The sequence below is a fragment of the Acidovorax sp. NCPPB 3576 genome (assembly GCF_028473605.1).
Taxonomy (GTDB): Bacteria; Pseudomonadota; Gammaproteobacteria; order Burkholderiales; family Burkholderiaceae_C; genus Paracidovorax.
In genome coordinates, this window is the sequence record NZ_CP097267.1 from 2,695,438 (window position 1) to 2,720,783 (window position 25,346).

Here is a 25,346-nt window from a genome sequence, read left to right on the forward strand (position 1 = left end):
CACCCCATGGATGTCGCGCTTTCCCAATCCGTCGTCAACACCGCCACGGCGATGGCCAGCCAGAAAAACTCCGATGCCTTGAACATCCGGGTGCTGAAAAAAGCGCTGGATACGCAAGAAGCCTCTGCGGCCCTGCTGATCGATTCGATGAAGCAATCGATGCCCCAACCCGGTTTGGCGACCTCCGGCTCGCTCGGCACACAGGTCAACACATTCGCCTGAAAGTGTTGTCTGCAAAACAAGGGCCGCATGGCCCTCGTTTTTGCGAACCCCCTGTCCACGCCATTGACGCCATTCAAGGGCAGATTTGAAACTCAAAATACTCTTTTAGGCGAAAAAGAGTATAAACAGGATCATGACCAACGATCTGATCCACAGCCTGACCGTGGCCCGCAAGGCCAGCCAAATCACCCAGGCCCAATTGGCCGAACGGGCTGGCCTCTCGCGCATGACTGTGCAGCGGACCGAAGGGGGCGACCTGGACCCCCGCTACTCCACCCTCACCGAAATGGCCCGCGTGCTGGGGATGGACATCATCGCCGTTCCCAGCACCCTTCGGCCCAGTTTGCAGGCGTTCATCCAGTCGGGCGGCAAATTTTTGGGCCAGCCCGAAGGCGTGGACGCCCCACCCTCGGTGATCGACAGCCTGCGAAAGGAAGGCTGAGGCGTTGCCGGCTGACCTGCCATGAGCACCTCCATCCGATACCTGCGGCTGTACCTGCACCGCCCCGCCAGCCAGGGCGCCGGCCGCATGGCCATCGGCTACCTATCGCAATACGGCGACATCCTGCGCGTGTCGTTCGATGAAGGCTACATCAACGACCCCGGCCGCCCCACCCTGTCCCTGGGTTTCCAGGGCGAGACCGAGGCCGCCACGCAGCAGATTTTGGCCTCGGCGCGCGACGCCCGGCTGGTGCGCACCGACGGCCGCTGGCCGGTGTATTTCCAGAACCTGCTGCCCGAAGGCCACAACCGCGAGCGCCTCGCGCGCGAGCGCGGCTGCACGCCCGACGACGAGTTCGAGTTGCTGGCCGCCGCAGGCCACGACCTGATGGGCGCGCTGGAGGTCGAACCCGTGCCCGCACAGGACGGCGTGCCCGACGTGGTTCGCCACTGGCACACCACCCAGGGCCTGGACGTGCTGGAACCGGGCTTCGTCGAATACCCGGTGGAGGACGCGGCCTCGCTGCCCGGCGTGGTCACCAAGTTCAGCGCCGTGCAGGAAGGGCGGCGCTACACCGTGCACCGCAAGGGAGCGGCCGGCAGCGTGATCCTGAAGCTGCCCACCACCGCCCACCCCGACTTGGTGGCCAACGAATACGCCGGCTATCAGCTGTGCCGTGCGCTCGGTCTGCACTGTGCCCAGGCAGAAGTCATCACCCGCGCCGAGGCCGATCTGCCCGACGCCGTGCCCTTCGACGAGATCCTGGCCGTGCAGCGGTTCGACCACCTGCCCGGCGGCCAGCGGGTGCACATGGAAGAGTTCAACCAGGTGCTGGGCTACACGCCGCGGCAAAAGTACGGCAAGGGCATCCTGCAGGACTACGCCACCATGTTGCGCGTGCTGGACCGCCTGAGCCAACAGCCGGTGCAGGACACCCGCGAGTTCCTCGCCCGCATGGTGGCCTTCATCCTCATGGGCAACACCGATGCGCACCTCAAGAACTGGGCGCTGGTCTATCCGGACGGGCGCGCCCCGCAACTGTCGCCGCTGTACGACCCCGTGTGCGTGGCCGCCTTTTTCGAAGGCGTGCCCGAAAGCCAGTACGCGGTGAACCGTGCCATCGACAAAACCCTGCGGGCCTTTTCATGGGACGACATGGAAGGGCTGATCAAGGCCGCCGGCCTGCTGCGGGCGCCGCGCCATCTTGCGCTGCTGCGCGACTCGGTGCGCCTGGCCCAAGAGGCATGGCCCGAGCGCATCGCCGACGCACCGCCCGCGATGCGGCGGTCGGTCGCGGACCGCCTAGCAGGCGGTGTCGCGCTCACACGGAACTGAAAGCACAACTCCCAGCATGACCCCCCCATCATTGAACCCTGTCGATCCCCTTTGTTCGCCCGGCGAGCGCGGTGCCTTGCAGGTGCCCTACCTCAAGCGCTGCTGGTCCCGTTGGATGGCGGCGCGCCAAGGCCTGCCCACGGGCGAGAACGCGGAATCCCATCGCACGCAGATCGTGCTCGCGGCATTGGGCCTGGGCCTGGAGCAAACCATGCAGCATGTGCTGTGGCATGCGCCGGAGTTCGCGGACTTCGAGGATTGGATCGTTCGCACCGCCGGGGTGCCCGATGCCGCCACCATCGCCCGCATCCAGGCGCTGGTGGACGGCGGGCCCGTGCCCGACGCCGCGGCCTGGCTGCATGCCCAGATCGATGCGATGCCGCCCGTGCTGGATGCCGACGACCTGGCGCACTGGGATGAACACGGCTGCGTGATCGTGCGGCAGGCCGTGCCGCCGGCCGACAGCGCCGCGGCGGCGCAGGTGGTATGGGACGCGGTGGGCGCCACGCCGGACGACGTGGAATCGTGGTATCGCAATGCCCCGCGCAACATCATGGTGCAGTTGTTCCAGCACCCTGCGTTCGACGCGAACCGCCGGGCGCTGCGCATCCACAAGGCGTTTGCGCAGCTATGGGGCACGGCCGATCTGTGGCGCAGCACGGACCGCTGCGGCTTCAATGTGCCGGAACGCCCGGGCCACTTCTACCAGGCCCAGGGGCTGCACTGGGACGTGAGCCTGCAGCCACCGATTCCGTTTTGCACCCAGGGCATCCTGTACCTCACGGACACCCCGGCCGAGCAAGGCGCGCTCACCGTGGTGCCGGGCTTTCACCGCAAGATGAAGGAGTGGCTGGCCACCCTGCCGCCGGGCGCCAATCCGCGCAGCCAGGATTTTCAGGCGCTGGGTGCGCGGCCCGTCGGCGGCAAGGCCGGCGATCTGGTGATCTGGCACCAGGCCCTGCCCCATGGCGCCAGTCCCAACCGGGGCGCACGGCCCCGACTGGTGCAGTACATCAACATGATGCCGGCAGAGGTGCCGATTCATGCCATCTGGCGCTGACGGGACACGCACGCAGCGCGAGGGGTCCGCGCCGTCTCACCCAGCGCTACTGGGGCGTGCCGGACACCCGCCAGATGGCATTGCCCACGTCATCGGCCACCAGCAGCCCGCCACGCGAATCCAGCGCCACACCGACGGGGCGGCCATAGGCATCGCCTTCGGGGCTGAGGAACCCGGTCAGCACGTCGATCGGCTGGCCCTTCGGCTGGCCGTTCTCGAACGGCACGAAGACCACCTTGTAGCCGCTGCGCGGCTTGCGGTTCCAGGAGCCGTGCAGGCCGACGAATGCGCCACTGGCCAATGCCTGCGGCAACCCGTTGCCGGCCGATGGCGGGCCCGAGAAGGCCAACCCCAGCGGTGCCACATGGCTGCCCAGCGCATAGTCGGGCGCAATGGCCTTGGCGACCAGTTCCGGCTTCGGAGGCTGCACGCGCACATCCACATGCTGCCCGTAGTAGCTGTAAGGCCAGCCGTAGAACGCGCCGTCCTTCACCGAGGTGAGGTAATCGGGCACGAGGTCGCTGCCGATCTCGTCGCGTTCGTTCACCACCGTCCACAGCGCGCCGGAGCCGGGCGCCCAGCCCAGGCCGTTGGGGTTGCGCAGGCCGCTGGCGAAGATGCGGTGGGCGCCGCTGGCGCGGTCCACCTCCCAGATGGCGGCGCGGCCTTCTTCGGCCTCGATGCCGTTCTCGGCCACGTTGCTGTTGGAGCCCACCGTCACATAGAGCTTGCTGCCGTCCGGGCTGGCGATGAGGTTCTTGGTCCAGTGGTGGTTGAACGGCAGGCCGGGAAGGTCCACCACCTTGGTGGCCGGCGCCGTGATGGCGGTCTGGCCCGCGGTGTACGGAAAGCGCACCACCGCATCGGTGTTGGCCACGTAGAAATCGCCGCCCACCAGCGCCATGCCGAACGGAGAATGCAGCCCTTGCAGGAAGACGCTGCGCGTTTCCGCGACGCCGTCGCCATCGGTGTCGCGCAGCAAGGTGATGCGGTCGGCCGACGGCGCGCCCGATCCCGCGCGACCCATGACCTTGCCCATGACCCAGTTGCGCACGTTCTTCACCAGCCCCTGGTCTTCCTTGGGCTTGGCCGGCGTGTTGCTCTCCGCGACCAGCACGTCGCCGTTGGGCAGCACGTACACCCAGCGCGGATGGTCCAGGCCCTTGGCCAGCGCGGTGACCTTCATGCCCGCCATGGGCGTAGGCTGCATGCCGTCGGGCCACCCCTTGGCGGGTGCGATGTGAACGGTGGGGATCAGGGTCTTGTGGGGCTCGGGCAGCGTGGGCGATGGGCCCACGCCGGCCTCGGGCGGCAGCCGTGCCGTGTCGCCGCAGCCGGCCAGGGCCCCGGCCAACGCGCAGCCCAGGACGGCGACAGGCCAGCGGGCGGTTGAAAACGGAGGGAGATGGGAGCGTCGCGCGTGCATGGGAGAACCTGCCTTCTGTGCTGTTGGGGTGCCGATCGCGGCGAATGCGCCGCGATGCGGGCCAGTGTGCCGCGCTGGCCCCACCGCCCCTGTCAGCCATGGGCGCGAACGCGCCGGACAGGTCTCCCATCCCCTGCCCGGCATGCAGTGGGCCCGGCCGCCAGGGCACCGGGCCGCGTCACGCCACAGCGCGGTGTCAGTCCACCTTGATGTTGGCGGCCTTGATCACCTGCGCCCACTTGGCGACTTCGGCTTTCTGGAAGGTGGCGATCTGCGCGGTCGTCATGTCGGCCGGCTCCATGCCGAAGCTCTTGAGGCGGGTCTGCATGTCGGGCTGCGCGAGGATCTTGCGGATCTCGGTGTGCAGGCGGGTCACGATCGGCTCGGGCGTGCCGGCGGGCACGAAGATGGCCTGCCACGATTGCACGTCGAAATCAGCCAGGCCCTTCAAGCCCGACTCGGCCACGGTGGGCACGTCGGGCATCGAGCCCAGGCGCTTGGCCGAGGTGACGGCGATGGCGCGCAGCTTGCCGCTCTGGATGTGCGGCGCAGCCACCACGGTGGTGTCGAACATCATGTCCACCTGCCCGCCGATCACGTCCTGGATGGCCGGGCCGCTGCCCTTGTACGGCACATGGGTGAACTTCACGCCCGACTTGTAGGCCAGCAGTTCCAGCGCCAGATGCTGCGACGTGCCGGTGCCGGCCGAGGCCGACGACAGGCCGCCCGACTTGCTGCGGGCCGCGTCCAGCACGTCCTTCAGGGTTTTGTAGGGGCTGCTGGCCGCCACCACCAGCACCACGGGATTGGTGCCGATGAGCGTGACGGGCGCAAACGACTTCACCGGGTCGTAGCCCAGCTTCGGGTACAGGCTCACGTTGATGGCGTGCGAGCTGATGGTGCCGCCCAGCAGCGTGTAGCCATCCGGTGCCGCCCGGGCCGCGATTTCCGAGCCGACGCTGCCGCCCGCCCCGCCCTTGTTGTCCACCACCACCGTGGTGCCCAGGGCGGTGCCCAGTTGCTGGCTGATCAGCCGGCCCAGCGTGTCGGTGGTGCCGCCGGCCGCGAACGGCACGAGGTAGGTGATGGTCTTGCCGGTGGGCCAGGTGCCCTGCGCGAAGGCGGGCAGGCCGATGAAGCTGCCGGCGGCGGCCGCAGCGGCTGCGGCGGCGATGAAGGTTCTGCGTTGCATGTGCGTTGTCTCCTGGTTTTGAAAATCAGACCGCTCCGCGCGTTTCCACGTAGAGCGAGTAAATCGAGTGGCTGCTGGCCATGAACAGCCGGTTTTTCTTGGGGCCGCCGAACACGAGGTTCGGGCAGCGCTCGGGCAGGCGGATGTGGCCGATGGCCTTGCCGGCCGGGTTGAACACCATGACGCCGTCCAGGTCCGCTGCGACCGAATCGGCCGCACCGGTGCTGCCCCAGCCGCACCACAGGTTGCCGTCTTCATCGACCTTGAAGCCATCCAGCGCGCCCGCCCCGCCCTCGATCAGCACGGTCGGATTGGCCAGCCCCTGGCGGGCGGTGACGTCGTAGCGCACGATCTGCCGGCGGTTATCGGCGGTGCGCGCCACGAGGTAGAGCTGCTTTTCGTCCGGGGTGAACGCCAGCCCGTTGGGAAAGCGCGCCTCCAGCACGCGGTCCAGCCGGCCGGACGGGTCGATGCGGTACAGCGCATGCGGAAGTTCGGAGACGGCCTTGTCGCCCTCCCAGTGGCCGCCGATGCCGAACGGCGGGTCGGTGAACCAGACCGAGCCATCGCTCGGGCAGACGATGTCGTTGGGCGAGTTCAGGCGCTTGCCCTCGAAGCGGTCGGCCAGCACGGTGATGCTGCCGTCGTACTCGGTGCGGGTCACGCGGCGGGTCAGGTGCTCGCACGCCAGCAGCCGGCCCTGGCGGTCGCGGCCCAGGCCGTTGGAGAAGTTGGAAGGCTGGCGGAACACGCCGGTCTGCCCGGTGGCCTCGTCCCAGCGCACGATGCGGTTGTTGGGAATGTCGGAAAACAGCAGATAGCGCCCGTCGCCGAACCACACCGGGCCCTCCACCCAGCGAAAGCCGGTGACGATCTGCTCCACGCTGCTGCTGAACAGCCGGTACTTGGCGAACGACGGGTCCAGGATCTGCACCGAGGGATCGGGATAGCGCTGCTGCGGCTTGAAGTCGAACGCCTGGGCCTGCGCGAGGCCGGTGGCCGTGGCGGCCAGCGCGCCGGCCATGAAGCGGCGGCGCGATGGCGGTGTCTGGGGGGCGGCGTCGTTTGTCGCTCTTTGCATGGGTCTTGTCTCCGGTCGTTTTTTTGTGAAGTGCTGCAGGCCCAAGGCCCAAGATCGCGCGGGCGGACAGTCACACGCCCGCCCGCGCATCCAACGTCAAGGCAGATCGACGATCTCGACCCAGTTGGGGTTCTTGCCCGCCGCCACGCGCGTGGGCGTGCCCGGCACGCCGGTGGCCGGGTCGATGGGGTGCAGCGACACGCTGTGCGAGTCCTGCCCCGCGGCGATCAGAAAGCGCCCCGAGGAATCGACGGCAAAGCCGCGCGGCGACTTCTCGGTCGGCACCTGACCGAGCGGCTCCAGTTGCCCCGTGGCCGCATCGACGCGGAAGGTGGACAGCGTGCTCGAGGTGCGCTCGGACGCATACAGCGTCCGCCCGTCGGGCGACAGGTGCAGGTCGGCCGCCCAGGGCTTGCCGGTGAAGCCCGGCGGCAAGGTGGTGGTGCGCTGCACCTCGCGCAGCGTGCCGCGCTCGGCGTCGTAGGCCATCACGTGCAGGGCCGCATCCAGCTCGTCCACCACGTACATGTGGCGTTGCGCCTTGTCCCAGACGAAGTGGCGCGGGCCGGCCTTTTCCGGGGCCACCGCGGTCAGCGCCGGCTCATTGGCGGTCAGCTTGCCGGTGGTGGCGTCGAAGCGCCAGCTCGACAGATGGTCACCGCCCAGGCTGGTGGCGAACACGTAGCGGTTGGCCGCGTCGGCATGGATGGCGTGCGCGTTGGGCGCCGTGGGAATGAGCTGCTGCACCGCGCCCACCAGCCCGTCCTTGTCGATGCTGTTGACGGTGATCTTGTGGCCCGGGTAGGACGCGGCGAACAGCCAGCGGCCGGTGGCATCGGTGTCGATGTTGGCCATGCTGTCCGCCAGGGCGGCCTCGCCCTGCTTCTTCAGGCGGCCGCTGGCCGGATCGATGGCCAGCGTCACCACGCGGAATGGCTGCGAGCGCAGGGCCACGTACAGCTGGCGCTTGTTGGGCGAGACCGCCATGGGCATGGCCTGGCCGCCCACGGGCACAGTCTCCACCGGCTGGAGTTTGCCTGCGGCGCGGTCCAGCTCGTACACCGACACGTCCTGGCTGTCGGCATTCGATACATAGACCCAGGTGGCGGCCGACGCCGCACCGCTGGCCGCCATCAGCGCGGCGGCGGCCACGGGGGCCAGCGCCGCAGCGCGCAGGAAGGAAGAAGGAAGTGTCATGGATTGCTCTCTTTCCGGAATCACTTGACCACCATGAACATGCTGGGCAGCCAGGTCGAGAAGGCCGGCACGAAGGTCACCAGGGCCAGCGCGAAGATCAGCGCGCCATAGAACGGCCAGATGGTGCGCATCACCGTGCCCACCGACACCCCGCCGATCGCGCAGCCCACGAACTGGGTCGTGCCCACGGGCGGCGTGTTCAGGCCCAGCGCGCAGTTGATCAGCATGACGATGCCGAACTGCACCGAGCTCATGCCGTAGTGCTGGGCGATGGGCAGGAAGATCGGCGTGCACAGCAGGATGGTGGCCGCCATGTCCAGGAACGTGCCCAGCACGAACAGGATGATGTTGATCAGCAGGAAGATCACCCACGGCGTGCTGGTCACCTGCGACAGCATCTGGCCCGTGAGTTCGGCCACGCCGTACAGGCTGATGAGGTAGCCGAAGGTGCTGGAGATGCCGATCAGCAGCAGGATCACGCCCGTGGTGCGCACCGCCTTCGAGGCCGCCTTGATGAAATGCTCCCACTTCAGCGTGCGGTACAGGAACACCGTCAGGGCCAGGGCATACAGCACGGCCACGGCCGCCGATTCGGTGGCGGTGAAGATGCCCGAAAGGATGCCCCCCAGGATCAGCACGACGATGAACAACCCCGGCAACGCCGCGGCGAACGAGCGCCCGACGATCTGCCAGCCCGGGAACGTGCCCGCGGGATAGCCGCGCTTGACGGCCACGAAATAAGCCGCCGCCAGGTTGCTGAGGGTAAGCACCAGTGCAGGCACCAGCGCCGCCAGGATCAGCGCCGCGATCGACACCTTGCCGCCGGCCGCCAGCGAATAGATGATGAGGTTGTGGCTGGTGGGCATGAGCGCCCCCACCAGCGCCGCGTGCGTCGTCACGTTGACGGCGTAGTCGGCGTGGTAGCCCTCTTTCTTCATCATCGGGATCATCACGGCGCCCATGGCCGACACGTCCGCCACCGGCGAGCCCGAGACGCCGCCGAACAGCGTGCAGGCCACCACGTTGGACATGCCCAGCCCGCCGCGCACATGGCCCACCAGGTTGCGCGCGAAGTTGACGATGCGGTCCGCGATGCCGCCGTACAGCATCAGCTCGCCCGCGAAGATGAAGAACGGAATCGCCAGGAACGAGAAGATGCCCATGCCCGAGGTCATCTGCTGGAAGCCGACCTCCAGGGGCAGGCCTTCGTACAGCAGGGTGGCCAGGGCCGACAGGCCGATGGAAAACGCCACGGGCACGCCCAGCAGCAGGAACAGCGTGAACGACACGCTCAGGATCAAAAGTGGCACGGTCATGGTGTTTTCTCAGTCCCAGGCGGGTTCGACTTCGCGGCCCTGGGCCAGCGCGATGATGTGTTCGATCGAGAACATCACGATCAGGACGCCGGCGATCGCGGCCGGCACGTATTTCCAACCTTCGGAGATCCACAGCGTGGGCAGGCGGTAGTCCCACACCGACTGCGCGAGCGATGCGCAGCTGTAGGCCATCACGGCGCCGAACACGAGCACCAGCGCGTGGATGAGGTATTCCATCTTCAGGCGCAGCCAGTCGGGCGCCAGCACCAGGAACGATTCGAGCCCGATGTGGCCGGCATCGCGCACGCCCACGGCGACGCCGAACATCGTGACGTAGATCACCAGCAGCAGGGCCAGGCTTTCCGCCCAGGTGGGCGTGTTGTTGAGCACATAGCGGCCGAACACCTGCCAGCTCACGGCGCAGATCACTGCGACCAGGCCGATGATGCCCAGCCACATGCAGACGCGGGCGAGCGTGCGGCAAATTTGGGTATACATGTTGTTATGAAGAAAAAGGGCCCTGGCGCAATATCCACTAGGGCACTATGCTATAAATTTAAGAGCAAAAAAAGCCCACTTCAGGAAGTGGGCAGGAGGGGGCTTACTGGGTGTCTTGAACGCGCTTGACCAGGTCCTTGAGCTTGGCGTCCGGAATGAACTTGTCATACACGGGCTTCATCGCGGCCTGGAACAGGGCCTTGTCGATCTCGATGATCTCGGCACCGCCGGCCTTCACCGTCGCCAGAGACTTGATCTCGCGCTCGGCCCACTGCTTGCGCATGTAGGGCACCGATTCCTTGGCGGCCTGGCGAATCCAGCCTTGCTCTTCGGGCGACAGGCGATCCCACGCGCGCTTGGAGAACAGCAGCATCTCGGGAGCCATGGAGTGCTCGGTCTTGGTGTAGTACTTGGCCACCTCGAACGAACGCGAGCTTTCGTAGGTGGGGTAGTTGTTCTCGGCCGCATCGATCAGGCCGGTCTTGAGGCCGGTGTACACCTCGCCCATGGGCATGGGGGTGGCGTTGGCTCCCATGGCCTCCAGCATCGACACCCACAGGTCGGATTGCTGCACGCGCACTTTCAGGCCCTTCATGTCGGCGAAGCTGCGCACCGGCTTCTTGGCGGTGAACATCGAGCGGGCGCCGCTGTCGTAGTAGGCCAGGCCCACGAAGCCCTGCTTTTCGCAGGCCTTGAGGATTTCCTCGCCGATCGGGCCGTCCAGCACCTTGTGCAGATGCTCGACCGAGCGAAAGAGGAACGGCATCGTGGGCACCACGGTCTCGGGGCAGATGTTGTTCATCGCGCCGATGTTGATGCGCACCAGCTGCAGGGCGCCGATCTTGGCCTGCTCGATGGTGTCCTTCTCGCTGCCCAGGGCGCCGTTGTTGAACACCTTGATGGTGTGCTTGCCGCCCGACAGGGCTTTCAGACGTTCGCCCATGAATTTGACCGCCGTCACGGTCGGGTAATCGTCGGGGTGGATGTCGGCGGAGCGCAGCTCGGTCGCTTGCGCGGCGCCGAAGCCCAGTGTGAGCGCGGCCAGGGCGGCCAGGGTGGTCTTCAGGAATTTCATTTGTCTGCCTCGTCTCTTTTGCTGTTGGAAATACGTTTTGGGGGGAGAAATCGGTGAAAGGGCCAAGCCCCGTTCAGACAGGGGCGGTGAATTCTGGCTCGGGCATGCCCTGGGTTCCCGGGCGCAATGCGAAGACACCGCCGGCCAACGGCTGGTCCGACAGGTCCACGCCTGCGGGGCGGATGGAGGTGACATACAGCGTGTCGAGCTGCGGGCCGCCGAAAGCGCACATGGCGGGCTTTTTCACCGGCACGGCCAGGGAGCGGTCGAGCCGGCCGTCGGGCGTGAAGCGGTGCACCAGGCCCGCGTCGTTGCCGCAGATCCAGTAGCCGCCGTCCACGTCGATCGCTGCGCCATCAGGGCGGCCCGGCAGCGGATTCATGTCGGCGAACAGGCGCCGGCGGCTGGGTGTGCCGGTGTCGGTGTCGTAGTCGAAGGCCCAGATCGCCTGCACCTGCGGGTGCGAATCCGAAAGGTACATCGTGCGTCCATCGGGGCTGAAGGCGATGCCGTTGGGCACGATCAACTCGCCCAGCGCGAGGTCGGTGCCCGTGCCGGCGGCCAGTTCCTGCGCACCGAACCGGTACACCTTGCCCACGCGGGCGGCGGCGCCCATGTCCTGCAGCATGGTGCCGGCGATGAACCGGCCCTGGCGATCACAGCGGCCATCGTTGAAGCGCATGCCCGCCTGGGCATGATCGGCCGTGGCCAGGCGCTGCGCCCGCAGCGGGCCGGCGGTGGCACCGCCGTCCGGCAGGTCCAGCTGGAACCAGCCGCTTTCCAGGCCCGCGAGCCAGCGGCCGGGCTGCCCGGCCCAGGGGGCGATGCAGGCGATCATCTCGGGCGCCTTCCACTGCGCCTGCTCGCCGGTCTGCGCCGACCAGCGGTGCAGCACGCCCTGGGGAATGTCGGCCCAGTACAGCGCTTGCTCGGCCGCGCGCCACACCGGGCTCTCGCCCGTCGCGCAGCGCGCATCCAGCACCAGTTGCGCGCTGGCGTTCACGGCGGTCATCCTTCGAACGGGCCCTGGGCCGTGAAAGCCCCGCCCTGGTAGATGGCGGCCGGATCGGTCGGCGCGGGCGCGGGCTGGGCCTCGACCTTGGCGCGGAAGGGTTCAGAGCTGTCCTTGGGGGTGAAGCCCAGATGCGCCGCGGCATGGTTGTCCCACCACATGTCGCGGTTGGCGGAAGCGCCGTACACCACGGTGTGGCCCACGTCCGGGGTGAACAGGGCCTTTTCGACCAGCTGGGTGAGGTCGTCGTAGCTCAGCCACGAACTCATCATGCGGCGGTCGCGCGGCTCGGGGAACGACGAGCCGATGCGCAGGCTCACCGTCTCGATGCCGTAGCGGTCGAAATAGAAGCTTGCCATGTCTTCGCCGAACGACTTGGACAGGCCGTAATAGCCGTCGGGACGGCGGCGGGCGTTGGCGTCGATGCGCTCGTCCTGGCGGTAAAAGCCCGTCACATGGTTGGAGCTGGCGAACACCACGCGGCGCACGCCGTGGCGGCGGGCGCCTTCATAGATGTGGAACACGCCCTTGATGTTGGCTTCCAGAATCTGCTCGAAGGGCCGCTCGACAGAGACACCGCCCAGATGCACGATCGCATCGCAGCCGGCCACCAACGCATCCACCGCGGCCTTGTCGGCCAGGTCGCAAGGCACCACCTCTTCATCAAGGCCGCGCGAGGGGGCCAGCGTGGAAATGTCGGACAACCGCAAAACGTCGGCATACGGGCGCAATCTTTCGCGCAGCACCTGGCCCAGGCCGCCTGCGGCGCCGGTCAAAAGAAGACGGGGTAAACGGGACGGCTGGCTCATGAAGCTCCTCTGGCTAGTATTTGTCATATGTTGTCATACAACGCTCAGCGATTATCATCACCCCCATGGCCACACCGATAAAGGGATTACCCGCATTCCCCGCACCCAGCGAATCGCAGGCCCTGATTCTGTCCGCGCCGCCCGTCCGGCGTGCCCGTGGATTGACCAATGCGGTGGTGGAAGACTTCTCGGGAAAGATCCGCGACCGGCTGCTCACGCCGGGCGACAAACTGCCCACCGAATCCGAAATCATGCGGGCCCACGACGTGAGCCGCACCGTGGTGCGCGAGGCCCTGTCCAAGCTGCAGGCGGCCGGCCTGGTCGAGACGCGGCACGGCATCGGCACCTTCGTGCTGCCGCCGCGTGCCGGTGGCGTGTTCCGGCTGGACCCGTCCGAGCTGACCGCGTCCGTGGACGTTCTGGCGGTGCTGGAGTTGCGCATCAGCCTGGAAACCGAATCGGCGGGCCTGGCGGCCATGCGCCGCAGCGAAACCCACCTGCAGGCCATGCGCCAGGCGCTGGACGACTTCGAACGCAATGTGGCCATGGGCGGCGACACGGTGGGGCATGACTTCCGCTTTCACCTGCAGATCGCCGAGGCCACGGGAAACCCGTACTTCGCCGACATCATGAACCACCTGGGCACCACGCTGATCCCGCGCACCCGCATCTCGGGCATCCGCAACGCGGTGCGGGGCCACGAATACCTGAGCCGGGTGAACCGCGAGCACGAAGAGATCTATTCGGCCATCGCCCGCAAGGACCCCGAGTCGGCGCGCGCGGCCATGCGCATCCACCTGACCAACAGCCGCGAGCGCCTGCGCCTGGCGCAGGAAGCAGCCAAAACCCCTGCAGCCCCGGCGGACGGCGCACTCGCCACTCCCGAAGCGTAATCACCGTTTTTAGAACTTGGCGCGCGTGTCATCGTTAACCCGAAGACATGCGGAAATGGCGCCTGGAGCGCTTGTGCCTTGCCATTTTTCAGTTGTATGATGACGTACAACAAAAAATGAACCAACCCAAGCAAGGAGACATGCAATGACTTTGAACCGCCGCCACGCCATGGTCTACGGCGCCGCCGCCCTGGCCAGCACCACCGCCATGGGCCAGACCGCCAATTGGCCCACCAAAACGTTGCGCCTCATCGTGCCTTACCCGCCCGGCGGGAGTTCGGACATCATCGCGCGGGCCATCAGCCAGCCGCTGTCGGACCTGCTCAAGCAGAACGTCATCGTGGAAAACAAGCCCGGCGCCAACGGCAACCTGGGCGCCGACTTCGTGGCCAAGGCGCAGCCCGACGGCTACACCATGCTGCTGTGCGACGTGGGGGCGCTGGCCATCAGCCCCTCGGTCTATACCAAGCTGCCATTCAACCCCTCCAAGGACCTGCGTGGCGCGACCATGCTGGCCTATTCGCCGCACATGCTGGTGGTACACCCTTCTGTGCCGGCCAACAACCTGAAGGAATTGATCGCCCTGTCCAAGACGGCGGACCTGAATTTCGCCGTGACCGCCACGGGCAGCGCACCGCACCTGGCCGGCGTGGCGCTGGAACGTGCCAGCGGCGCCCGCTGGCAATACGTGCCTTACAAGGGCGGCGTGACCGCGATCCAGGACACGATGGCCGGCCAGACGCAGGTGCTGATGAACGGCATGCTCGCCACCCTGCCCCACGTGCAGAGCGGCAAGCTCAAGGTGCTGGCGCTGTCCAAGGCCACCCGCATGCCGCTGCTGGCCGATGTACCCACCATTGCCGAGCAGGGCATCCCCGGCTTCGAGTCCGGCACCTGGCAAGGCATCCTCGTGCCGCGCGGCACGCCCGATCCGATCGTGCAGCGCTTGAACACGGCCCTCATCTCCGTCATCCGCACGCCGGAAATCCGCTCCCGCCTGGCGGGCCAGGGCGCCGAGGTCGTGACCATGGCCTCCGCCGAGCAAGACAAGTTCTTCGAGAAGGAGCGCGCACGCTGGGCCAGTGTGGTGTCGGCGGCGCAGATCCGGCTCGACTGATTTTTTACTTTTCCCTTTTTCCACCCACTACCCCGTACCGCCATGCAACCTCAAGAACTCAAGACCATCATGGGCTCCGGCCTCCTGTCGTTCCCGCTCACGGACTTCGACGCCCAGGGCCAATTCAACGCCAAGGGCTACGCGGAGCGCCTGGAATGGCTGGCCCCCTACGGTGCCAGCGCTTTGTTCGCGGCAGGCGGCACGGGTGAGTTCTTCTCGCTCACGGCGGACGAGTACCCCGGCATCATCAAAACCGCGGTGGACACCTGCCGCGGCAAGGTGCCGATCATCGCTGGCGCGGGTGGCCCCACGCGCTTTGCCATCCAGTGCGCCCAGGCGGCCGAGAAGGCCGGCGCCCACGGCATCCTGCTGCTGCCCCACTACCTGACGGAAGCCGGCCAGGAAGGCCTGGCCGCGCACGTCGAAGAGGTGTGCAAGAGCGTGAAATTCGGCGTGATCGTCTACAACCGTGGCCAGAGCCGCTTCGCCCCCGAGACGCTGGCTCGCCTGGCCGAGCGCAACGCCAACCTGGTGGGATTCAAGGACGGCGTGGGCGACATCGAGCTGATGAACTCCATCTACATGAAGATGGGCGACCGCTTCGCCTACCTGGGCGGCCTGCCGACCGCCGAGGTGTATGCCGCTGCCTACAAGGCGCTGGGCACGCCGGTGTATTCGTCGGCCGTGTTCAACTTCATCCCCAAGACGGCGATGGACTTCTACAAGGCCGTGGCCAACGACGATCTGGCGACCCAGCACCACCTGCTGCGCGAATTCTTCATGCCTTACCTCGAACTGCGCAACCGCATGGCAGGCTATGCGGTCAGCATCGTCAAGGCCGGCGCGAAGATCGTCGGCCACGATGCGGGCCCCGTGCGCGCTCCGCTCACCGACCTCAAGCCCGGCGAAGTGGAGGAACTCAAGGCACTCATCGACAAGCTCGGCCCTCAGTAAGGCGGTAGCCGAAGATCCGGCGCCCGGCCGTGCACGGGCGCCGGTCAAACCCTGGGCACGCGGCATCCATAAAACCACACCACAACGGAGACAAGAGATGTACAAGAAGCTATTGCTCGCCGCGGCCACCGCCGTCACCATCCTGGCCCTGGGCGGCTGCGCCACGGCGCCGGCCAGCGCGGGCGCCGATGCACAGCAGTCGGTCGCCACCGCTGCCGAGCGGCTGCGCATCGCCATGATCGACCCCTCCCCAGCCGCCTTGAACCAACTCGTCGCCGACGACCTGAGCTACGGCCATTCGGGGGGCCGGGTGGACACCAAGGCCAGCTTCATCAGCGACCTGCTGGACGGCAAATCGGACTTCGTCACCATCGTCATCAGCGACCAGACCATCAAGGTGGTCGGGGATGCGGCCATCGTGCGCCACACCCTGACGGCCGACACCAACGACTCGGGTAAGCCCGGCAAGGTCCAGATCAAGATCCTGGGCGTCTGGCAAAAGCAAGGCGCCGACTGGAAACTGCTGGCCCGCCAGGCCGTCCGCGCGGCATCCTGACCGTTCGACCATCGAAGGCCGTTTGTGCAGCCTTCGCATTGGGTCGCCGATCCCTTTCGCTCCCGACCGCTCCCCTCACACCGGCCTGCACTGATGAAGGCACTGGCAGCGCCGCCGTACCATTCCGAGCCCATGAGCACCACACCCCGGCCCCGCCTTTTGCAAATCGCCCGCCTGCCGCTGCCAGCGCTCGAAGCCGATCTGGCCGCGCAGTTCGACGTGACTTGCCTGGCAGACCAACCCGACCCCGCCGCTTTTCTTGCCGAACGGGGCGCCGAGTTCACTGGCGTTGTCACCTCCGCCTCCATCGGCCTGAAGCGGGACGTGATCGAGGCCTTGCCGCATCTCAAGGTCATCAGCAGCTTCGGCGTGGGGTTCGATGCGCTGGACATCGCGGCGGCCAGGTCGCGCGGCATCCAGGTGGGCTACACCCCAGGGGTTTTGAACGACTGCGTGGCCGACCTGGCCTTTGCACTTTTGCTGGATGTGTCGCGTGGCGTCAGCGCCAGCGACCGCTTCGTGCGGCGCGGCGATTGGCCCACCGCCCGGTTCGCGCCGCAAACCCGGGTGTCCGGCAAGCGCTTGGGGCTCGTCGGCATGGGCCGCATCGGGCTGGCCGTGGCCGAGCGCGCATCGGGCTTTCGCATGGAGGTGGGCTACCACAACCGCCGCCCCAGCAGCGACTCCACCCTTCCCTATTTCGACTCCCTGATGGAGCTGGCCCGATGGTCTGACTACTTGGTTCTGACCGTGGCCGGCGGCGCGGAAACCCGCCATCTGGTCGATCGCGCCGTACTGGACGCCCTCGGGCCCCGTGGCTTTCTGATCAACGTGGCGCGCGGCACCGTGGTCGATGAGGCCGCATTGATCGACGCCCTGGCAGAACGCCGCATCGCCGGTGCGGGCCTCGATGTGTTCGAGAACGAACCATCGGTGCCTGCAGCGCTGCAAGCGCTGGACAACGTGGTCTTGACACCGCACACCGCCAGCGCCACCCACGAAACCCGCCGCGCCATGGCCGACATGGTGCTGGACAACCTGCATGCCTTCTATGCCACGGGGGCGGTCCGCGCCCCGGTGCCGGGCAAGTAACCCCCTTCGCACAGCCCTCTCCGAAGCCCACATCCATGCCCACAGCCAACCCTACCCCGACCGTCACCGAAGTACGCGTCATTCCGGTCGCCGGTCGCGACGGCATGCTGCTCAATCTGAGCGGCGCCCATGCCCCGTTCTTCACGCGCAATCTGTTCATCCTGACCGACAGTGCCGGGCGCACGGGTGTGGGCGAAGTACCCGGCGGCGAAAAGATCCGCCAGGCCCTGGAAGACGCGCGCCCGCTGCTCGTCGGTCAGCCGGTGGGCAACCATCTGGCACTGCTCCAGCGGGTGCAGGCCGCATTGGCAGGGCGCGATACCGGCGGGCGTGGCCTGCAGACGTTCGATCTGCGCATCGCCATCCATGCCGTCACCGCCGTGGAGTCCGCCTTGCTCGACCTCCTGGGCCAGCACCTGGGAGTGCCGGTGGCCGCATTGCTTGGCGAAGGCCAGCAGCGGGACCAGGTGGAAATGCTGGGCTATCTTTTTTTCGTGGGCGATTCTGGAAAAACGGATCTGCCTTACGTTCACGCCCAGGATGTCGACGCACCGGAGAGCGACTGGAGCCGCGTGCGCCATCTGGAGGCGCTCACGCCCGAGACCATCGTGCGCCAGGCCGAGGCGGCGCATGCACGCTATGGTTTCAACGATTTCAAACTCAAAGGAGGTGTGCTGCGCGGCGAGGATGAAGTCCTGGCCATCCGGGCATTGCACGAGCGCTTTCCTAAAGCGCGGGTCACGCTCGACCCCAACGGAGGCTGGCTGCTCAAGGATGCCGTTCGCCTGTGCCGTGACCTGCATGACGTGATCGCCTATGCGGAAGACCCTTGCGGGGCCGAAGACGGCTTCTCCGGCCGCGAGATCATGGCCGAGTTCCGCCGCGCCACCGGGCTGCCCACCGCCACCAACATGGTGGCCACCGACTGGCGCCAGATGGTGCATGCCCTTTCGCTGCAGTCGGTGGACATTCCCCTGGCCGATCCGCACTTCTGGACCATGGCCGGTTCGGTGCGCGTGGCCCAGACCTGCCGCGACTGGGGCTTGACCTGGGGTTCGCATTCCAACAACCACTTCGACGTGTCGCTGGCGATGTTCACCCATGTGGCAGCTGCGGCGCCCGGCAAGGTGACGGCCATCGACACGCACTGGATCTGGCAGGACGGCCAGGGGCTCACCCAGGCGCCGCTGCAGATCGTGGACGGTCATGTGGCCGTGCCCACCGCCCCGGGCCTGGGCGTGCAGCTCGACATGGCCGCGGTGGAGCGCGCACATCAGCTCTACCTGGAGCACGGCCTCGGTGCCCGCGACGACAGCATTGCAATGCAATACCTTCACGCCGGCTGGTCGTTCGATCCCAAACGCCCCTGTCTGGTCCGCTGACCCGCCAAGCTCGCCTAAACTGCGGTCATGCCCTTTTCCCACGCATGGACTGACAGCCCCGCCCGAAGCCTGCTGCCTTTGATCCTTTTGGGAGCAACTGCAGGATGCGGTGCGCAGACCCGTGATGTCACCGGTGAGATCGCCGCCAGCAGCGACCTCACCGAACGCGGTTTCCAAACGCCGATCAGGCGCCCGATCATCCAGGGGCTGCTGACGCTCTACGATGCGACCGGCTGGTCGGCCGGTGCCGTGCTGGGCATGCAAACGAACGGCCGCCGCTATGGCCGAGCGATTGCCCGCGTGGCCTATGACGGCGTGTTGTCAAACGACTGGCAGTACCAGGCCTTCACCCAGTACTACGCCTACCCGGACAATCAGACCGCGCAGTTGCTGGATCGTTTGGAAACGGGGCTGGGCTTCAGCTACCGCGATCTGATCATGGTAGGGGCATCCGTGTTTCGTTATCCCCACACCCTGGATGCCGCCCGGCCCATGCGGTGGGCCGTGGACTTGGGGGGGCGGCTACCGCTTGACGAGCAATTTTCGTTGACGGGCACCATCGGTCTTGCCCAAGTCCGGCCCCAGGGTCGCTATGCCTACGGCAGTGTCGGCGCCGCCTGGCGCAACGGCCCCTGGCGCGCCACGCTCAGTTACCTGACGACCGATGATCGGGCGAACTCGGTGTATCCAGGCAACACAGCCGGTCATTGGTCATTCATGTGGGCCCGTTCTTTTTGAAGCAAACGCAACCTTTTGGTGCATGGCAGGCACACACGCCGCAAGATTCAATCATCCACGACGTCGATCCGCCCACCTTCGCCCCACCATGGCTGCCCTTTCCTTTCCCGACGATTCGGCCGATCTCGAACTGCTGCATGGCATAGCCTCGGGTGATCGCGCCGCTTTGGCTTCGTTGTACCGGGCCTACCACCGCCGGCTGTGCCAGTTCCTGACCCGCCTGACTCGCCGGGCCGAATTGATCGAAGAAATCATCAACGATTGCTTCTGGATCGTCTGGCAAAAAGCGGGCAGCTTCCGGGAAGAGTCGAAAGTTTCCACCTGGATCATGGGCATCGCCTATCGCTGCGGATTGAAAGCGCTGCGCCAGGATGGTGGCCTGGATACGCTGTCCATGACAGAAGAAGACATGGAAGTCCAGCCCGATCTGTCCACCGACCCTGGCGAGGCCAGGGAGCTGCGCAATTGGCTCGACAAGGGCATGGAGAAGCTTTCGGTGGACCAGCGATTGGTGCTGGAGCTTGCCTACGCGGGCGGGCATTCGCTGGAAGAGATTGCCGTGATCACCCAATCACCCGTTGGCACGGTGAAGGCGCGCATGTTCCATGCCCGTTTGAAGCTGCGCAACCTGCTGCCGCTCTTGGCCAACCGCAGTACCGCTCAATAGGACTGGACCATGCCTTATCGTTTCCCAGGATCCCAAGACCAAGACCGTTCCCATTTGCTCACCCAGGAGGCCCTGCCCTGGATCGTCAATGGCCGCGCCAGCGAAGAACAACGTGCTGAAGTAGCAAAGCACTTGGTTCAATGCGCCGATTGCCGTGACGAGCTTCAGATGCAGCAACAGGTACAGGCCGCCATGGCATTGCCCCCCACGCGCATGCCGGATGATCAGGCGGGCTTGGGCAAACTGCTGGAGCGCATCGAGTTGGACGCTCTATGCGATCAACCACTTCCCCAGCCTGCCCCAATGGCACGCCGGAGCGGCGGCCGGTTCACCTATGCACTGGCCACTTTCGCCATCTTGCAAGCCGTTGCGCTGGCCTTCATGGGACATCGTTTGTCCGAACAGGACCCCTCGGCTTTCCAGACTTTGAGCAGCCCACCCGCCCCCAGCGTTTCGACCGCCGGCCTTCCCAGTGCCATCCGCGTCGTTCCCGATGGGCGCATCACCTTGGCGGACTGGAAAGCCTTGCTGGAGTCCCTGAACCTGCAGGTGGTCAGCGGTCCCAATGCCATGGGCGCTTATGCCGTGTCCACCAAGGATGCGCGTTATTCGAATACACATGCACTGGAGCGACTGCGCAGCACGCCCGGCATGCAGATGGTCGAACCCATCGGAGGTCCGCCATGACGCCCCGCTTTCTGATCGCGGCTTTGCTGCTTTCATTGACGCTGTCCGGTTGCATGACCGCGCCAGTCGGGACCAGTGCCAATGCACCAGCGTCCAAGCCCTCCGGCGAGGCGGCCATGAGAGCAGACAGTGCCCGTTACATCATCGTGGCGGTTCCCAATCCTCTGGAACATGTCCCGGGCCGCGCAGGCACCAGCCTTTCCAGTTACGGAGCCCCTCCGCGCTACACCATGGGCAATCGCGCTGCCAGAACGGTGCAGGCCATTGCCGTGGATTACGGCCTGCAGGAAGTGGCAGCCTGGCCCATACCACCGATGAACGCGCACTGCGTGGTGTTCGAGATCAGCGCCAGCGTCTCCCGAGAGGCCCTGCTTCAAGCCCTCTCTCGCGATGCCCGGGTTCAACTGGCGCAGCCCCTGCAGGATTTTTCCGTCAATGCGACATCGGACGAAGCGGCTGCCGCCGTGGCCTACAACGACCCCTATATGCCTTTGCAACAGGGGTTCGTGGACATGCAGGTCGCACGCGCGCACAAGCTCAGCACGGGCAAGGGTGCCCACATCGCGGTGATCGACACGGGTGCGCAGACGGAACATCCGGAATTGCGCGGGCAAATCGATGCGGCCTATAACCTCGTCGATGAAAATGCCGCCGGTTTTCAGCTGGACCAGCACGGAACCCAGGTCGCTGGAATCATTGCCGCGGTTGGCAACAACCAGCAGGGCATCGTGGGCGTCGCGCCCGATGTCAAGGTCAGCCTCTATAAAGCGTGCTGGTACCCGGCCAATCAACCCATGGCAGGCGCACGCTGCAACTCCTTCACTTTGGCCAAAGCTCTCGTGGCCGTGATGTCGTCCGATGCGCGCACCATCAACATGAGCCTGGGCGGTCCCGAAGACCCGCTGCTCAGCACGCTCCTGGGCCAGCTAGTCAAACAAGGCCGGGCGGTGGTCGCTGCACTTCCATCGAACGGCGAACGCACGGGGTTTCCCGCTGGCGTGCCTGGCGTCATCGTCGTGGGCATGGCGGACAACGACAATCTGGCATCCAGGGGCATTCTGGCTGCGCCTGGCAAAGATGTGCTTACCTTGCAGCCACAGGGTCGCTATGACTTCGCCACCGGATCATCGATGGCGGCCGCCCATGTGAGCGGAATGATTGCCCTGTTGCAATCCAGTGCGCCGCAGCTCGACATCACAACGATCAAGAATCTACTGATGGACAGCGAGAAAAATGCAGGAAAGCCATTGATGGTCAACGCCGAACGGGCATTGGAATCCCTGCCAAACCAAGCCCCGCGTCTCGCTCGGCGCTGACGGCCGCACGCGAGCGTCAGCGACTGAGCACAAATGCCGGCGTGCAGACCAGCAATCGGTTATGGAGCGGAGAAATATTGTTCCATCAAAGCGCGTTGTCCTTGTCCCGCTGTCACCCGTCAATCATTCCCAAATCCGTAGAACGATCACCAAAAAAAGAAACCCTCGAAATCCCGGCAGGACTTCGAGGGTAGCGGTGCCAAGCAGTGCCTTTCGACACCGACGGCTGATGATTACATGTTGTCGATCATCACTTGGCCAAAGCCGGAACAGCTCACTTGCGTCGCGCCTTCCATGAGACGGGCGAAGTCGTAGGTGACCTTTTTGCTGGCGATCGATTTTTCGATCGAGCGAATGATCAGGTCAGCGGCTTCCGTCCAGCCCATGTGGCGCAGCATCATCTCAGCCGACAGGATTTCCGAACCGGGGTTCACATAGTCCTTGCCTGCGTACTTCGGCGCAGTGCCGTGCGTGGCTTCGAACATCGCCACTGTATCCGACAGATTGGCGCCAGGGGCGATGCCAATGCCGCCCACCTGGGCCGCCAGCGCGTCGGAGATGTAGTCGCCATTCAGGTTGAGCGTGGCCACCACGCTGTACTCGGCCGGGCGCAAAAGGATCTGCTGCAGGAAGGCGTCCGCAATGCTGTCCTTGACGGTGATGTCCTTGCCCGTCTTCGGGTTCTTGAACTTCATCCATGGGCCACCGTCGATCAGCTCGGCACCGAACTCCTTCGCTGCCAGCGCGTAGGCCCAATCGCGGAAGGCACCTTCGGTGAACTTCATGATGTTGCCCTTGTGAACGATCGTCACGCTGGGCTTGTCATTGTCGATGGCGTACTGGATCGCCTTGCGCACCAGGCGCTCGGTACCTTCCCTGGATACGGGCTTGACGCCAATGCCGGAGGTATCGGGGAAGCGGATCTTCTTGACACCGAAATCTTCTTGAAGAATCTTGATGAGCTTTTTGGCCTTTTCGGACTCGGCTTCGAACTCGATACCGGCATAGATGTCTTCCGAGTTCTCACGGAAGATCACCATGTTGGTCTTCTCGGGTTCCTTGACCGGCGAGGGCACGCCCTTGAAGTACTGGATGGGGCGCAGGCAGACGTAAAGATCCAGCTCCTGGCGCAACGCCACGTTCAGCGAGCGGATGCCACCACCCACGGGCGTCGTCAACGGGCCCTTGATGGAAACCACGTAGTCGCGCACGGCATGCAGCGTTTCTTCCGGCAGCCACACGTCGGGACCATAGACCTTGGTCGACTTTTCGCCAGCGAACACCTCCATCCAGTGGATCTTCTTCTTGCCGCCATAGGCCTTCGCCACCGCAGCGTCCACGACCTTCAGCATCACGGGGGTGATATCGAAACCAGTGCCGTCGCCCTCGATGTACGGAATGATGGGCTGGTCCGGCACGTTCAAGGACATGTCGGCGTTGACGGTGATTTTCTGGCCTTCGGCGGGCACCTTGATGTGCTGGTAGCTGGTCATTGAGCGGGTCTCTCCGGTGAAACGATGAAGGGGCTTCAGCTGGTTAGGCAAACGCGGTACAGCCGGCGATTCTAAGCCTTAAAAAAATCACATATTTCCTGTCAACGGCCCCCGTGACGGCGCCGTTGTGGAGGTGCTTCGCGGCACTTCGCGCGGCTCCCATCCGAACCTCTTCAAGGAATTGGCATATATGAAAAAACTCCTCGCTGTCCTGGTTGCTGGTCTGTTCGCCGCTGGTGCTTTTGCACAAGGCGCAACGCCAGCCGCACCGGCAACCCCCGCCGTGACTTCCGCCCCCAGCGCCGAGCCAGCCGCCCCTGCCCCCAAGGCACATGCCAAGGCCAAAGCCAAAAAGCCTGCAGCACACAAGGTCGCCCACAAAAAGGCAACCAAAAAGCACGCTAAGACGGCTGCCTAAGCGCACATTGTCGGCACGGGCCACTCCGGCGCCGACGCACTTCAAAAAAGCCCGCCTCCGCGGGCTTTTTTGCCTTTGGCTGCTACCCTTTCGATTCCCATTGCATTTATGGAAAGCCGGATGATGAAATCCTTTCTCGTGCGCGTCGCGGACGGCTCTCAAAAAAGCCTCGCCCCTCTTTTTGCTGCGTTGGCCATTTCCTGGTGCGCGGTGGCGGGCGCGCAAGAATCGCCTCAGTTGAATTTGCAGCGCGTGGAACTGGGAGCGGGTATGCACCGCATAGATGCCCAGGTCGCGGTGTCCCCGCAGGAGCGGCAGATCGGCCTCATGCATCGCAAGGAGATGCCCCAACAGGAAGGCATGCTGTTCGTTTTCGAAGAGCCGGCAGTCCAGTGCTTCTGGATGAAAAACACCATTTTGCCGTTGACCGCCGCTTTCGTGGCGGACGACGGCACGGTCGTCAACCTTGCCGATATGAAGCCACAAACCGAGGATTCGCATTGCTCTGAAAAGCCCGTTCGCTATGTGCTGGAAATGAACCAGGGTTGGTTTTCCAAAAAGGGCATCAAGGCAGGGTTCAAACTTTCAGGCGCCCCGTTCCTACGTCGTTGAATTGGCTGGCTGCGCCGCAGGGTGCGACCTGTCAAAAGGTCGGCATAAAAACAAAAAAACGGCCACGTGGGCCGTTTTTTTATGGGGCGCAAAGCACTCAGGCGAAATTGCTTTCGGCAAACTTCCAGTTCACCAGCTTGTCGAAGAAGGTTTCGACGAACTTGGGGCGCAGGTTGCGGTAGTCGATGTAGTAAGCGTGTTCCCACACGTCGACCGTCAGCAGTGCCTTGTCAGCCGTCGTCAAAGGAGTACCTGCCGCGCCGGTGTTCACGATATCGACGCTGCCATCGGCCTTCTTCACGAGCCAGGTCCAGCCAGAGCCGAAGTTGCCCACGGCACTTTTTACAAAGGCTTCCTTGAAAGCGGCATAGCTGCCCCACTTGGCATTGATGGCGTTGGCCAACGCACCGGACGGCTCGCCGCCGCCGCTTGGAACCATGCAGTTCCAGAAGAAAGTGTGGTTCCAGATCTGTGCTGCATTGTTGTAGATACCGCCGCTCGATTTCTTCACGATTTCCTCGAGCGTCATGCTCTCGAATTCCGTGCCCTTTTGCAGATTGTTCAGGTTCACCACATAGGCGTTGTGGTGCTTGCCGTAGTGATATTCCAGGGTTTCCTGGCTGTAATGAGGCGCCAGGGCGTCGATCGCATAAGGCAACGGTGGCAGGGTATGTTCCATGGTGCAGTCCTTCGTGGGTTGAAATTCTTGGAATGGAACCGCCGCCCCCAAAGGGCCAGCACGGTCCGAACTGGCAT

General features: G+C 65.2%; 27 protein-coding genes. 16 read left to right on the forward strand and 11 right to left on the reverse strand.

What is annotated here, in order from left to right; genetic code table 11:
* Nucleotides 1-6 precede the first annotated feature (6 nt).
* The 4 genes from M5C98_RS12360 (at nt 7) to M5C98_RS12375 (ending at nt 3,059) form a co-directional block, all read left to right on the forward strand.
* Nucleotides 7-222: a YjfB family protein gene (locus tag M5C98_RS12360; protein ID WP_272553092.1), complete on the forward strand. Its 216-nt coding sequence runs from the start codon at nt 7-9 to the stop codon at nt 220-222.
* A gap of 133 nt (nt 223-355) precedes the next feature.
* Nucleotides 356-664, forward strand: a complete 309-nt coding sequence (locus tag M5C98_RS12365) for a helix-turn-helix domain-containing protein (RefSeq protein WP_272553093.1) — start codon at nt 356-358, stop codon at nt 662-664.
* 21 nt (nt 665-685) lie between these two features.
* The gene (locus tag M5C98_RS12370; RefSeq protein WP_272553094.1) at nt 686-1,999 is read left to right on the forward strand and encodes a type II toxin-antitoxin system HipA family toxin; all 1,314 of its coding nucleotides are present in this window, start codon (nt 686-688) and stop codon (nt 1,997-1,999) included.
* A 16-nt stretch (nt 2,000-2,015) separates the two neighbouring features.
* Nucleotides 2,016-3,059, forward strand: coding sequence for a phytanoyl-CoA dioxygenase family protein (locus tag M5C98_RS12375; protein WP_272553096.1), 1,044 nt, complete (start codon nt 2,016-2,018; stop codon nt 3,057-3,059).
* A 46-nt stretch (nt 3,060-3,105) separates the two neighbouring features.
* Here M5C98_RS12375 and M5C98_RS12380 read toward each other — a convergent pair whose 3' ends face one another.
* From M5C98_RS12380 to M5C98_RS12420, 9 genes are all read right to left on the reverse strand, one after another.
* Entirely contained in the window at nt 3,106-4,485 is a 1,380-nt protein-coding gene (locus tag M5C98_RS12380; RefSeq protein ID WP_272553097.1) for a PQQ-dependent sugar dehydrogenase, read from the reverse strand.
* Between the two features lie 196 nt (nt 4,486-4,681).
* Nucleotides 4,682-5,677: a Bug family tripartite tricarboxylate transporter substrate binding protein gene (locus M5C98_RS12385; RefSeq protein WP_272553098.1), complete on the reverse strand. Its 996-nt coding sequence runs from the start codon at nt 5,675-5,677 to the stop codon at nt 4,682-4,684.
* A gap of 25 nt (nt 5,678-5,702) precedes the next feature.
* A complete protein-coding gene (locus tag M5C98_RS12390) occupies nt 5,703-6,758 on the reverse strand; it encodes an SMP-30/gluconolactonase/LRE family protein (protein WP_442867267.1) in 1,056 nt (351 codons plus the stop codon).
* Nucleotides 6,759-6,854: 96 nt separating this feature from the next.
* Nucleotides 6,855-7,955, reverse strand: a complete 1,101-nt coding sequence (locus tag M5C98_RS12395) for a lactonase family protein (protein ID WP_272553100.1) — start codon at nt 7,953-7,955, stop codon at nt 6,855-6,857.
* 20 nt (nt 7,956-7,975) lie between these two features.
* A complete protein-coding gene (locus tag M5C98_RS12400) occupies nt 7,976-9,271 on the reverse strand; it encodes a TRAP transporter large permease (protein WP_272553101.1) in 1,296 nt (431 codons plus the stop codon).
* Nucleotides 9,272-9,280: 9 nt separating this feature from the next.
* On the reverse strand, nt 9,281-9,769 hold the full coding sequence (locus tag M5C98_RS12405) for a TRAP transporter small permease (protein WP_272553102.1): 489 nt from the start codon (nt 9,767-9,769) through the stop codon (nt 9,281-9,283).
* A gap of 103 nt (nt 9,770-9,872) precedes the next feature.
* Nucleotides 9,873-10,844 (reverse strand): TRAP transporter substrate-binding protein, encoded by a 972-nt coding sequence (locus tag M5C98_RS12410; RefSeq protein ID WP_272553104.1) that lies wholly within the window; start codon nt 10,842-10,844, stop codon nt 9,873-9,875.
* A gap of 73 nt (nt 10,845-10,917) precedes the next feature.
* The gene (locus M5C98_RS12415; RefSeq protein WP_442867268.1) at nt 10,918-11,847 is read right to left on the reverse strand and encodes an SMP-30/gluconolactonase/LRE family protein; all 930 of its coding nucleotides are present in this window, start codon (nt 11,845-11,847) and stop codon (nt 10,918-10,920) included.
* 5 nt (nt 11,848-11,852) lie between these two features.
* Complete coding sequence (locus M5C98_RS12420; RefSeq protein WP_272547748.1) at nt 11,853-12,665, reverse strand: NAD-dependent epimerase/dehydratase family protein; 813 nt, start codon at nt 12,663-12,665, stop codon at nt 11,853-11,855.
* Between the two features lie 65 nt (nt 12,666-12,730).
* On the opposite strand from M5C98_RS12420, the gene M5C98_RS12425 reads away from it, so the two are divergent.
* From M5C98_RS12425 to M5C98_RS12470, 10 genes are all read left to right on the forward strand, one after another.
* Nucleotides 12,731-13,558, forward strand: coding sequence for a FadR/GntR family transcriptional regulator (locus tag M5C98_RS12425; RefSeq protein ID WP_272547749.1), 828 nt, complete (start codon nt 12,731-12,733; stop codon nt 13,556-13,558).
* A gap of 145 nt (nt 13,559-13,703) precedes the next feature.
* Nucleotides 13,704-14,675 carry a Bug family tripartite tricarboxylate transporter substrate binding protein gene (locus tag M5C98_RS12430; protein WP_272547750.1) on the forward strand — a complete coding sequence of 324 codons (972 nt, stop codon included), beginning with the start codon at nt 13,704-13,706 and terminating at the stop codon, nt 14,673-14,675.
* A gap of 42 nt (nt 14,676-14,717) precedes the next feature.
* Entirely contained in the window at nt 14,718-15,629 is a 912-nt protein-coding gene (kdgD, locus tag M5C98_RS12435) for a 5-dehydro-4-deoxyglucarate dehydratase (protein ID WP_272547751.1), read from the forward strand.
* 97 nt (nt 15,630-15,726) lie between these two features.
* Nucleotides 15,727-16,185, forward strand: a complete 459-nt coding sequence (locus M5C98_RS12440; protein WP_272547752.1) for a nuclear transport factor 2 family protein — start codon at nt 15,727-15,729, stop codon at nt 16,183-16,185.
* A gap of 132 nt (nt 16,186-16,317) precedes the next feature.
* Nucleotides 16,318-17,277 (forward strand): 2-hydroxyacid dehydrogenase, encoded by a 960-nt coding sequence (locus M5C98_RS12445; RefSeq protein WP_272547753.1) that lies wholly within the window; start codon nt 16,318-16,320, stop codon nt 17,275-17,277.
* A 35-nt stretch (nt 17,278-17,312) separates the two neighbouring features.
* Entirely contained in the window at nt 17,313-18,659 is a 1,347-nt protein-coding gene (locus M5C98_RS12450) for an enolase C-terminal domain-like protein (protein ID WP_272547754.1), read from the forward strand.
* A 27-nt stretch (nt 18,660-18,686) separates the two neighbouring features.
* A complete protein-coding gene (locus M5C98_RS12455) occupies nt 18,687-19,397 on the forward strand; it encodes a hypothetical protein (RefSeq protein ID WP_272547755.1) in 711 nt (236 codons plus the stop codon).
* Between the two features lie 88 nt (nt 19,398-19,485).
* Nucleotides 19,486-20,064: an RNA polymerase sigma factor gene (locus M5C98_RS12460; RefSeq protein WP_272547756.1), complete on the forward strand. Its 579-nt coding sequence runs from the start codon at nt 19,486-19,488 to the stop codon at nt 20,062-20,064.
* Between the two features lie 9 nt (nt 20,065-20,073).
* Entirely contained in the window at nt 20,074-20,751 is a 678-nt protein-coding gene (locus tag M5C98_RS12465) for a zf-HC2 domain-containing protein (protein WP_272547757.1), read from the forward strand.
* Nucleotides 20,748-22,067: a S8 family serine peptidase gene (locus tag M5C98_RS12470; protein WP_272547758.1), complete on the forward strand. Its 1,320-nt coding sequence runs from the start codon at nt 20,748-20,750 to the stop codon at nt 22,065-22,067. Before M5C98_RS12465 ends, M5C98_RS12470 begins: the two co-directional genes overlap by 4 nt.
* A gap of 233 nt (nt 22,068-22,300) precedes the next feature.
* Here the strand turns inward: M5C98_RS12470 and icd are convergent, their stop codons facing one another.
* Nucleotides 22,301-23,560 (reverse strand): NADP-dependent isocitrate dehydrogenase, encoded by a 1,260-nt coding sequence (gene icd / locus M5C98_RS12475; protein ID WP_272547759.1) that lies wholly within the window; start codon nt 23,558-23,560, stop codon nt 22,301-22,303.
* A 190-nt stretch (nt 23,561-23,750) separates the two neighbouring features.
* Between icd and M5C98_RS12480 the strand changes: the two genes are divergently transcribed.
* A complete protein-coding gene (locus M5C98_RS12480; protein WP_272547760.1) occupies nt 23,751-23,978 on the forward strand; it encodes a hypothetical protein in 228 nt (75 codons plus the stop codon).
* A 123-nt stretch (nt 23,979-24,101) separates the two neighbouring features.
* Nucleotides 24,102-24,590: a DUF192 domain-containing protein gene (locus tag M5C98_RS12485; RefSeq protein WP_272547761.1), complete on the forward strand. Its 489-nt coding sequence runs from the start codon at nt 24,102-24,104 to the stop codon at nt 24,588-24,590.
* Between the two features lie 97 nt (nt 24,591-24,687).
* On the opposite strand, the gene M5C98_RS12490 is transcribed toward M5C98_RS12485, so the two are convergent.
* On the reverse strand, nt 24,688-25,269 hold the full coding sequence (locus tag M5C98_RS12490; RefSeq protein WP_272547762.1) for a Fe-Mn family superoxide dismutase: 582 nt from the start codon (nt 25,267-25,269) through the stop codon (nt 24,688-24,690).
* Between the last annotated feature and the right edge of the window lie 77 nt (nt 25,270-25,346).

Bases quoted from the DNA above. Each gene is read 5' to 3' on its own strand.
- M5C98_RS12465 (WP_272547757.1), top strand. From the start codon at position 20,074: ATGCCTTATCGTTTCCCAGGATCCCAAGACCAAGACCGTTCCCATTTG.
- M5C98_RS12485 (WP_272547761.1), top strand. From the start codon at position 24,102: ATGAAATCCTTTCTCGTGCGCGTCGCGGACGGCTCTCAAAAAAGCCTC.
- M5C98_RS12360 (WP_272553092.1), top strand. From the start codon at position 7: ATGGATGTCGCGCTTTCCCAATCCGTCGTCAACACCGCCACGGCGATG.
- M5C98_RS12455 (WP_272547755.1), top strand. From the start codon at position 18,687: ATGCCCTTTTCCCACGCATGGACTGACAGCCCCGCCCGAAGCCTGCTG.
- M5C98_RS12470 (WP_272547758.1), top strand. From the start codon at position 20,748: ATGACGCCCCGCTTTCTGATCGCGGCTTTGCTGCTTTCATTGACGCTG.
- M5C98_RS12445 (WP_272547753.1), top strand. From the start codon at position 16,318: ATGAGCACCACACCCCGGCCCCGCCTTTTGCAAATCGCCCGCCTGCCG.
- M5C98_RS12395 (WP_272553100.1), bottom strand. From the start codon at position 7,955: ATGACACTTCCTTCTTCCTTCCTGCGCGCTGCGGCGCTGGCCCCCGTG.
- M5C98_RS12380 (WP_272553097.1), bottom strand. From the start codon at position 4,485: ATGCACGCGCGACGCTCCCATCTCCCTCCGTTTTCAACCGCCCGCTGG.
- M5C98_RS12440 (WP_272547752.1), top strand. From the start codon at position 15,727: ATGTACAAGAAGCTATTGCTCGCCGCGGCCACCGCCGTCACCATCCTG.
- M5C98_RS12370 (WP_272553094.1), top strand. From the start codon at position 686: ATGAGCACCTCCATCCGATACCTGCGGCTGTACCTGCACCGCCCCGCC.
- M5C98_RS12430 (WP_272547750.1), top strand. From the start codon at position 13,704: ATGACTTTGAACCGCCGCCACGCCATGGTCTACGGCGCCGCCGCCCTG.
- icd (WP_272547759.1), bottom strand. From the start codon at position 23,560: ATGACCAGCTACCAGCACATCAAGGTGCCCGCCGAAGGCCAGAAAATC.
- M5C98_RS12490 (WP_272547762.1), bottom strand. From the start codon at position 25,269: ATGGAACATACCCTGCCACCGTTGCCTTATGCGATCGACGCCCTGGCG.
- M5C98_RS12400 (WP_272553101.1), bottom strand. From the start codon at position 9,271: ATGACCGTGCCACTTTTGATCCTGAGCGTGTCGTTCACGCTGTTCCTG.
- M5C98_RS12405 (WP_272553102.1), bottom strand. From the start codon at position 9,769: ATGTATACCCAAATTTGCCGCACGCTCGCCCGCGTCTGCATGTGGCTG.
- M5C98_RS12480 (WP_272547760.1), top strand. From the start codon at position 23,751: ATGAAAAAACTCCTCGCTGTCCTGGTTGCTGGTCTGTTCGCCGCTGGT.
- M5C98_RS12365 (WP_272553093.1), top strand. From the start codon at position 356: ATGACCAACGATCTGATCCACAGCCTGACCGTGGCCCGCAAGGCCAGC.
- kdgD (WP_272547751.1), top strand. From the start codon at position 14,718: ATGCAACCTCAAGAACTCAAGACCATCATGGGCTCCGGCCTCCTGTCG.
- M5C98_RS12420 (WP_272547748.1), bottom strand. From the start codon at position 12,665: ATGAGCCAGCCGTCCCGTTTACCCCGTCTTCTTTTGACCGGCGCCGCA.
- M5C98_RS12425 (WP_272547749.1), top strand. From the start codon at position 12,731: ATGGCCACACCGATAAAGGGATTACCCGCATTCCCCGCACCCAGCGAA.
- M5C98_RS12375 (WP_272553096.1), top strand. From the start codon at position 2,016: ATGACCCCCCCATCATTGAACCCTGTCGATCCCCTTTGTTCGCCCGGC.
- M5C98_RS12450 (WP_272547754.1), top strand. From the start codon at position 17,313: ATGCCCACAGCCAACCCTACCCCGACCGTCACCGAAGTACGCGTCATT.
- M5C98_RS12390 (WP_442867267.1), bottom strand. From the start codon at position 6,758: ATGCAAAGAGCGACAAACGACGCCGCCCCCCAGACACCGCCATCGCGC.
- M5C98_RS12460 (WP_272547756.1), top strand. From the start codon at position 19,486: ATGGCTGCCCTTTCCTTTCCCGACGATTCGGCCGATCTCGAACTGCTG.
- M5C98_RS12410 (WP_272553104.1), bottom strand. From the start codon at position 10,844: ATGAAATTCCTGAAGACCACCCTGGCCGCCCTGGCCGCGCTCACACTG.
- M5C98_RS12385 (WP_272553098.1), bottom strand. From the start codon at position 5,677: ATGCAACGCAGAACCTTCATCGCCGCCGCAGCCGCTGCGGCCGCCGCC.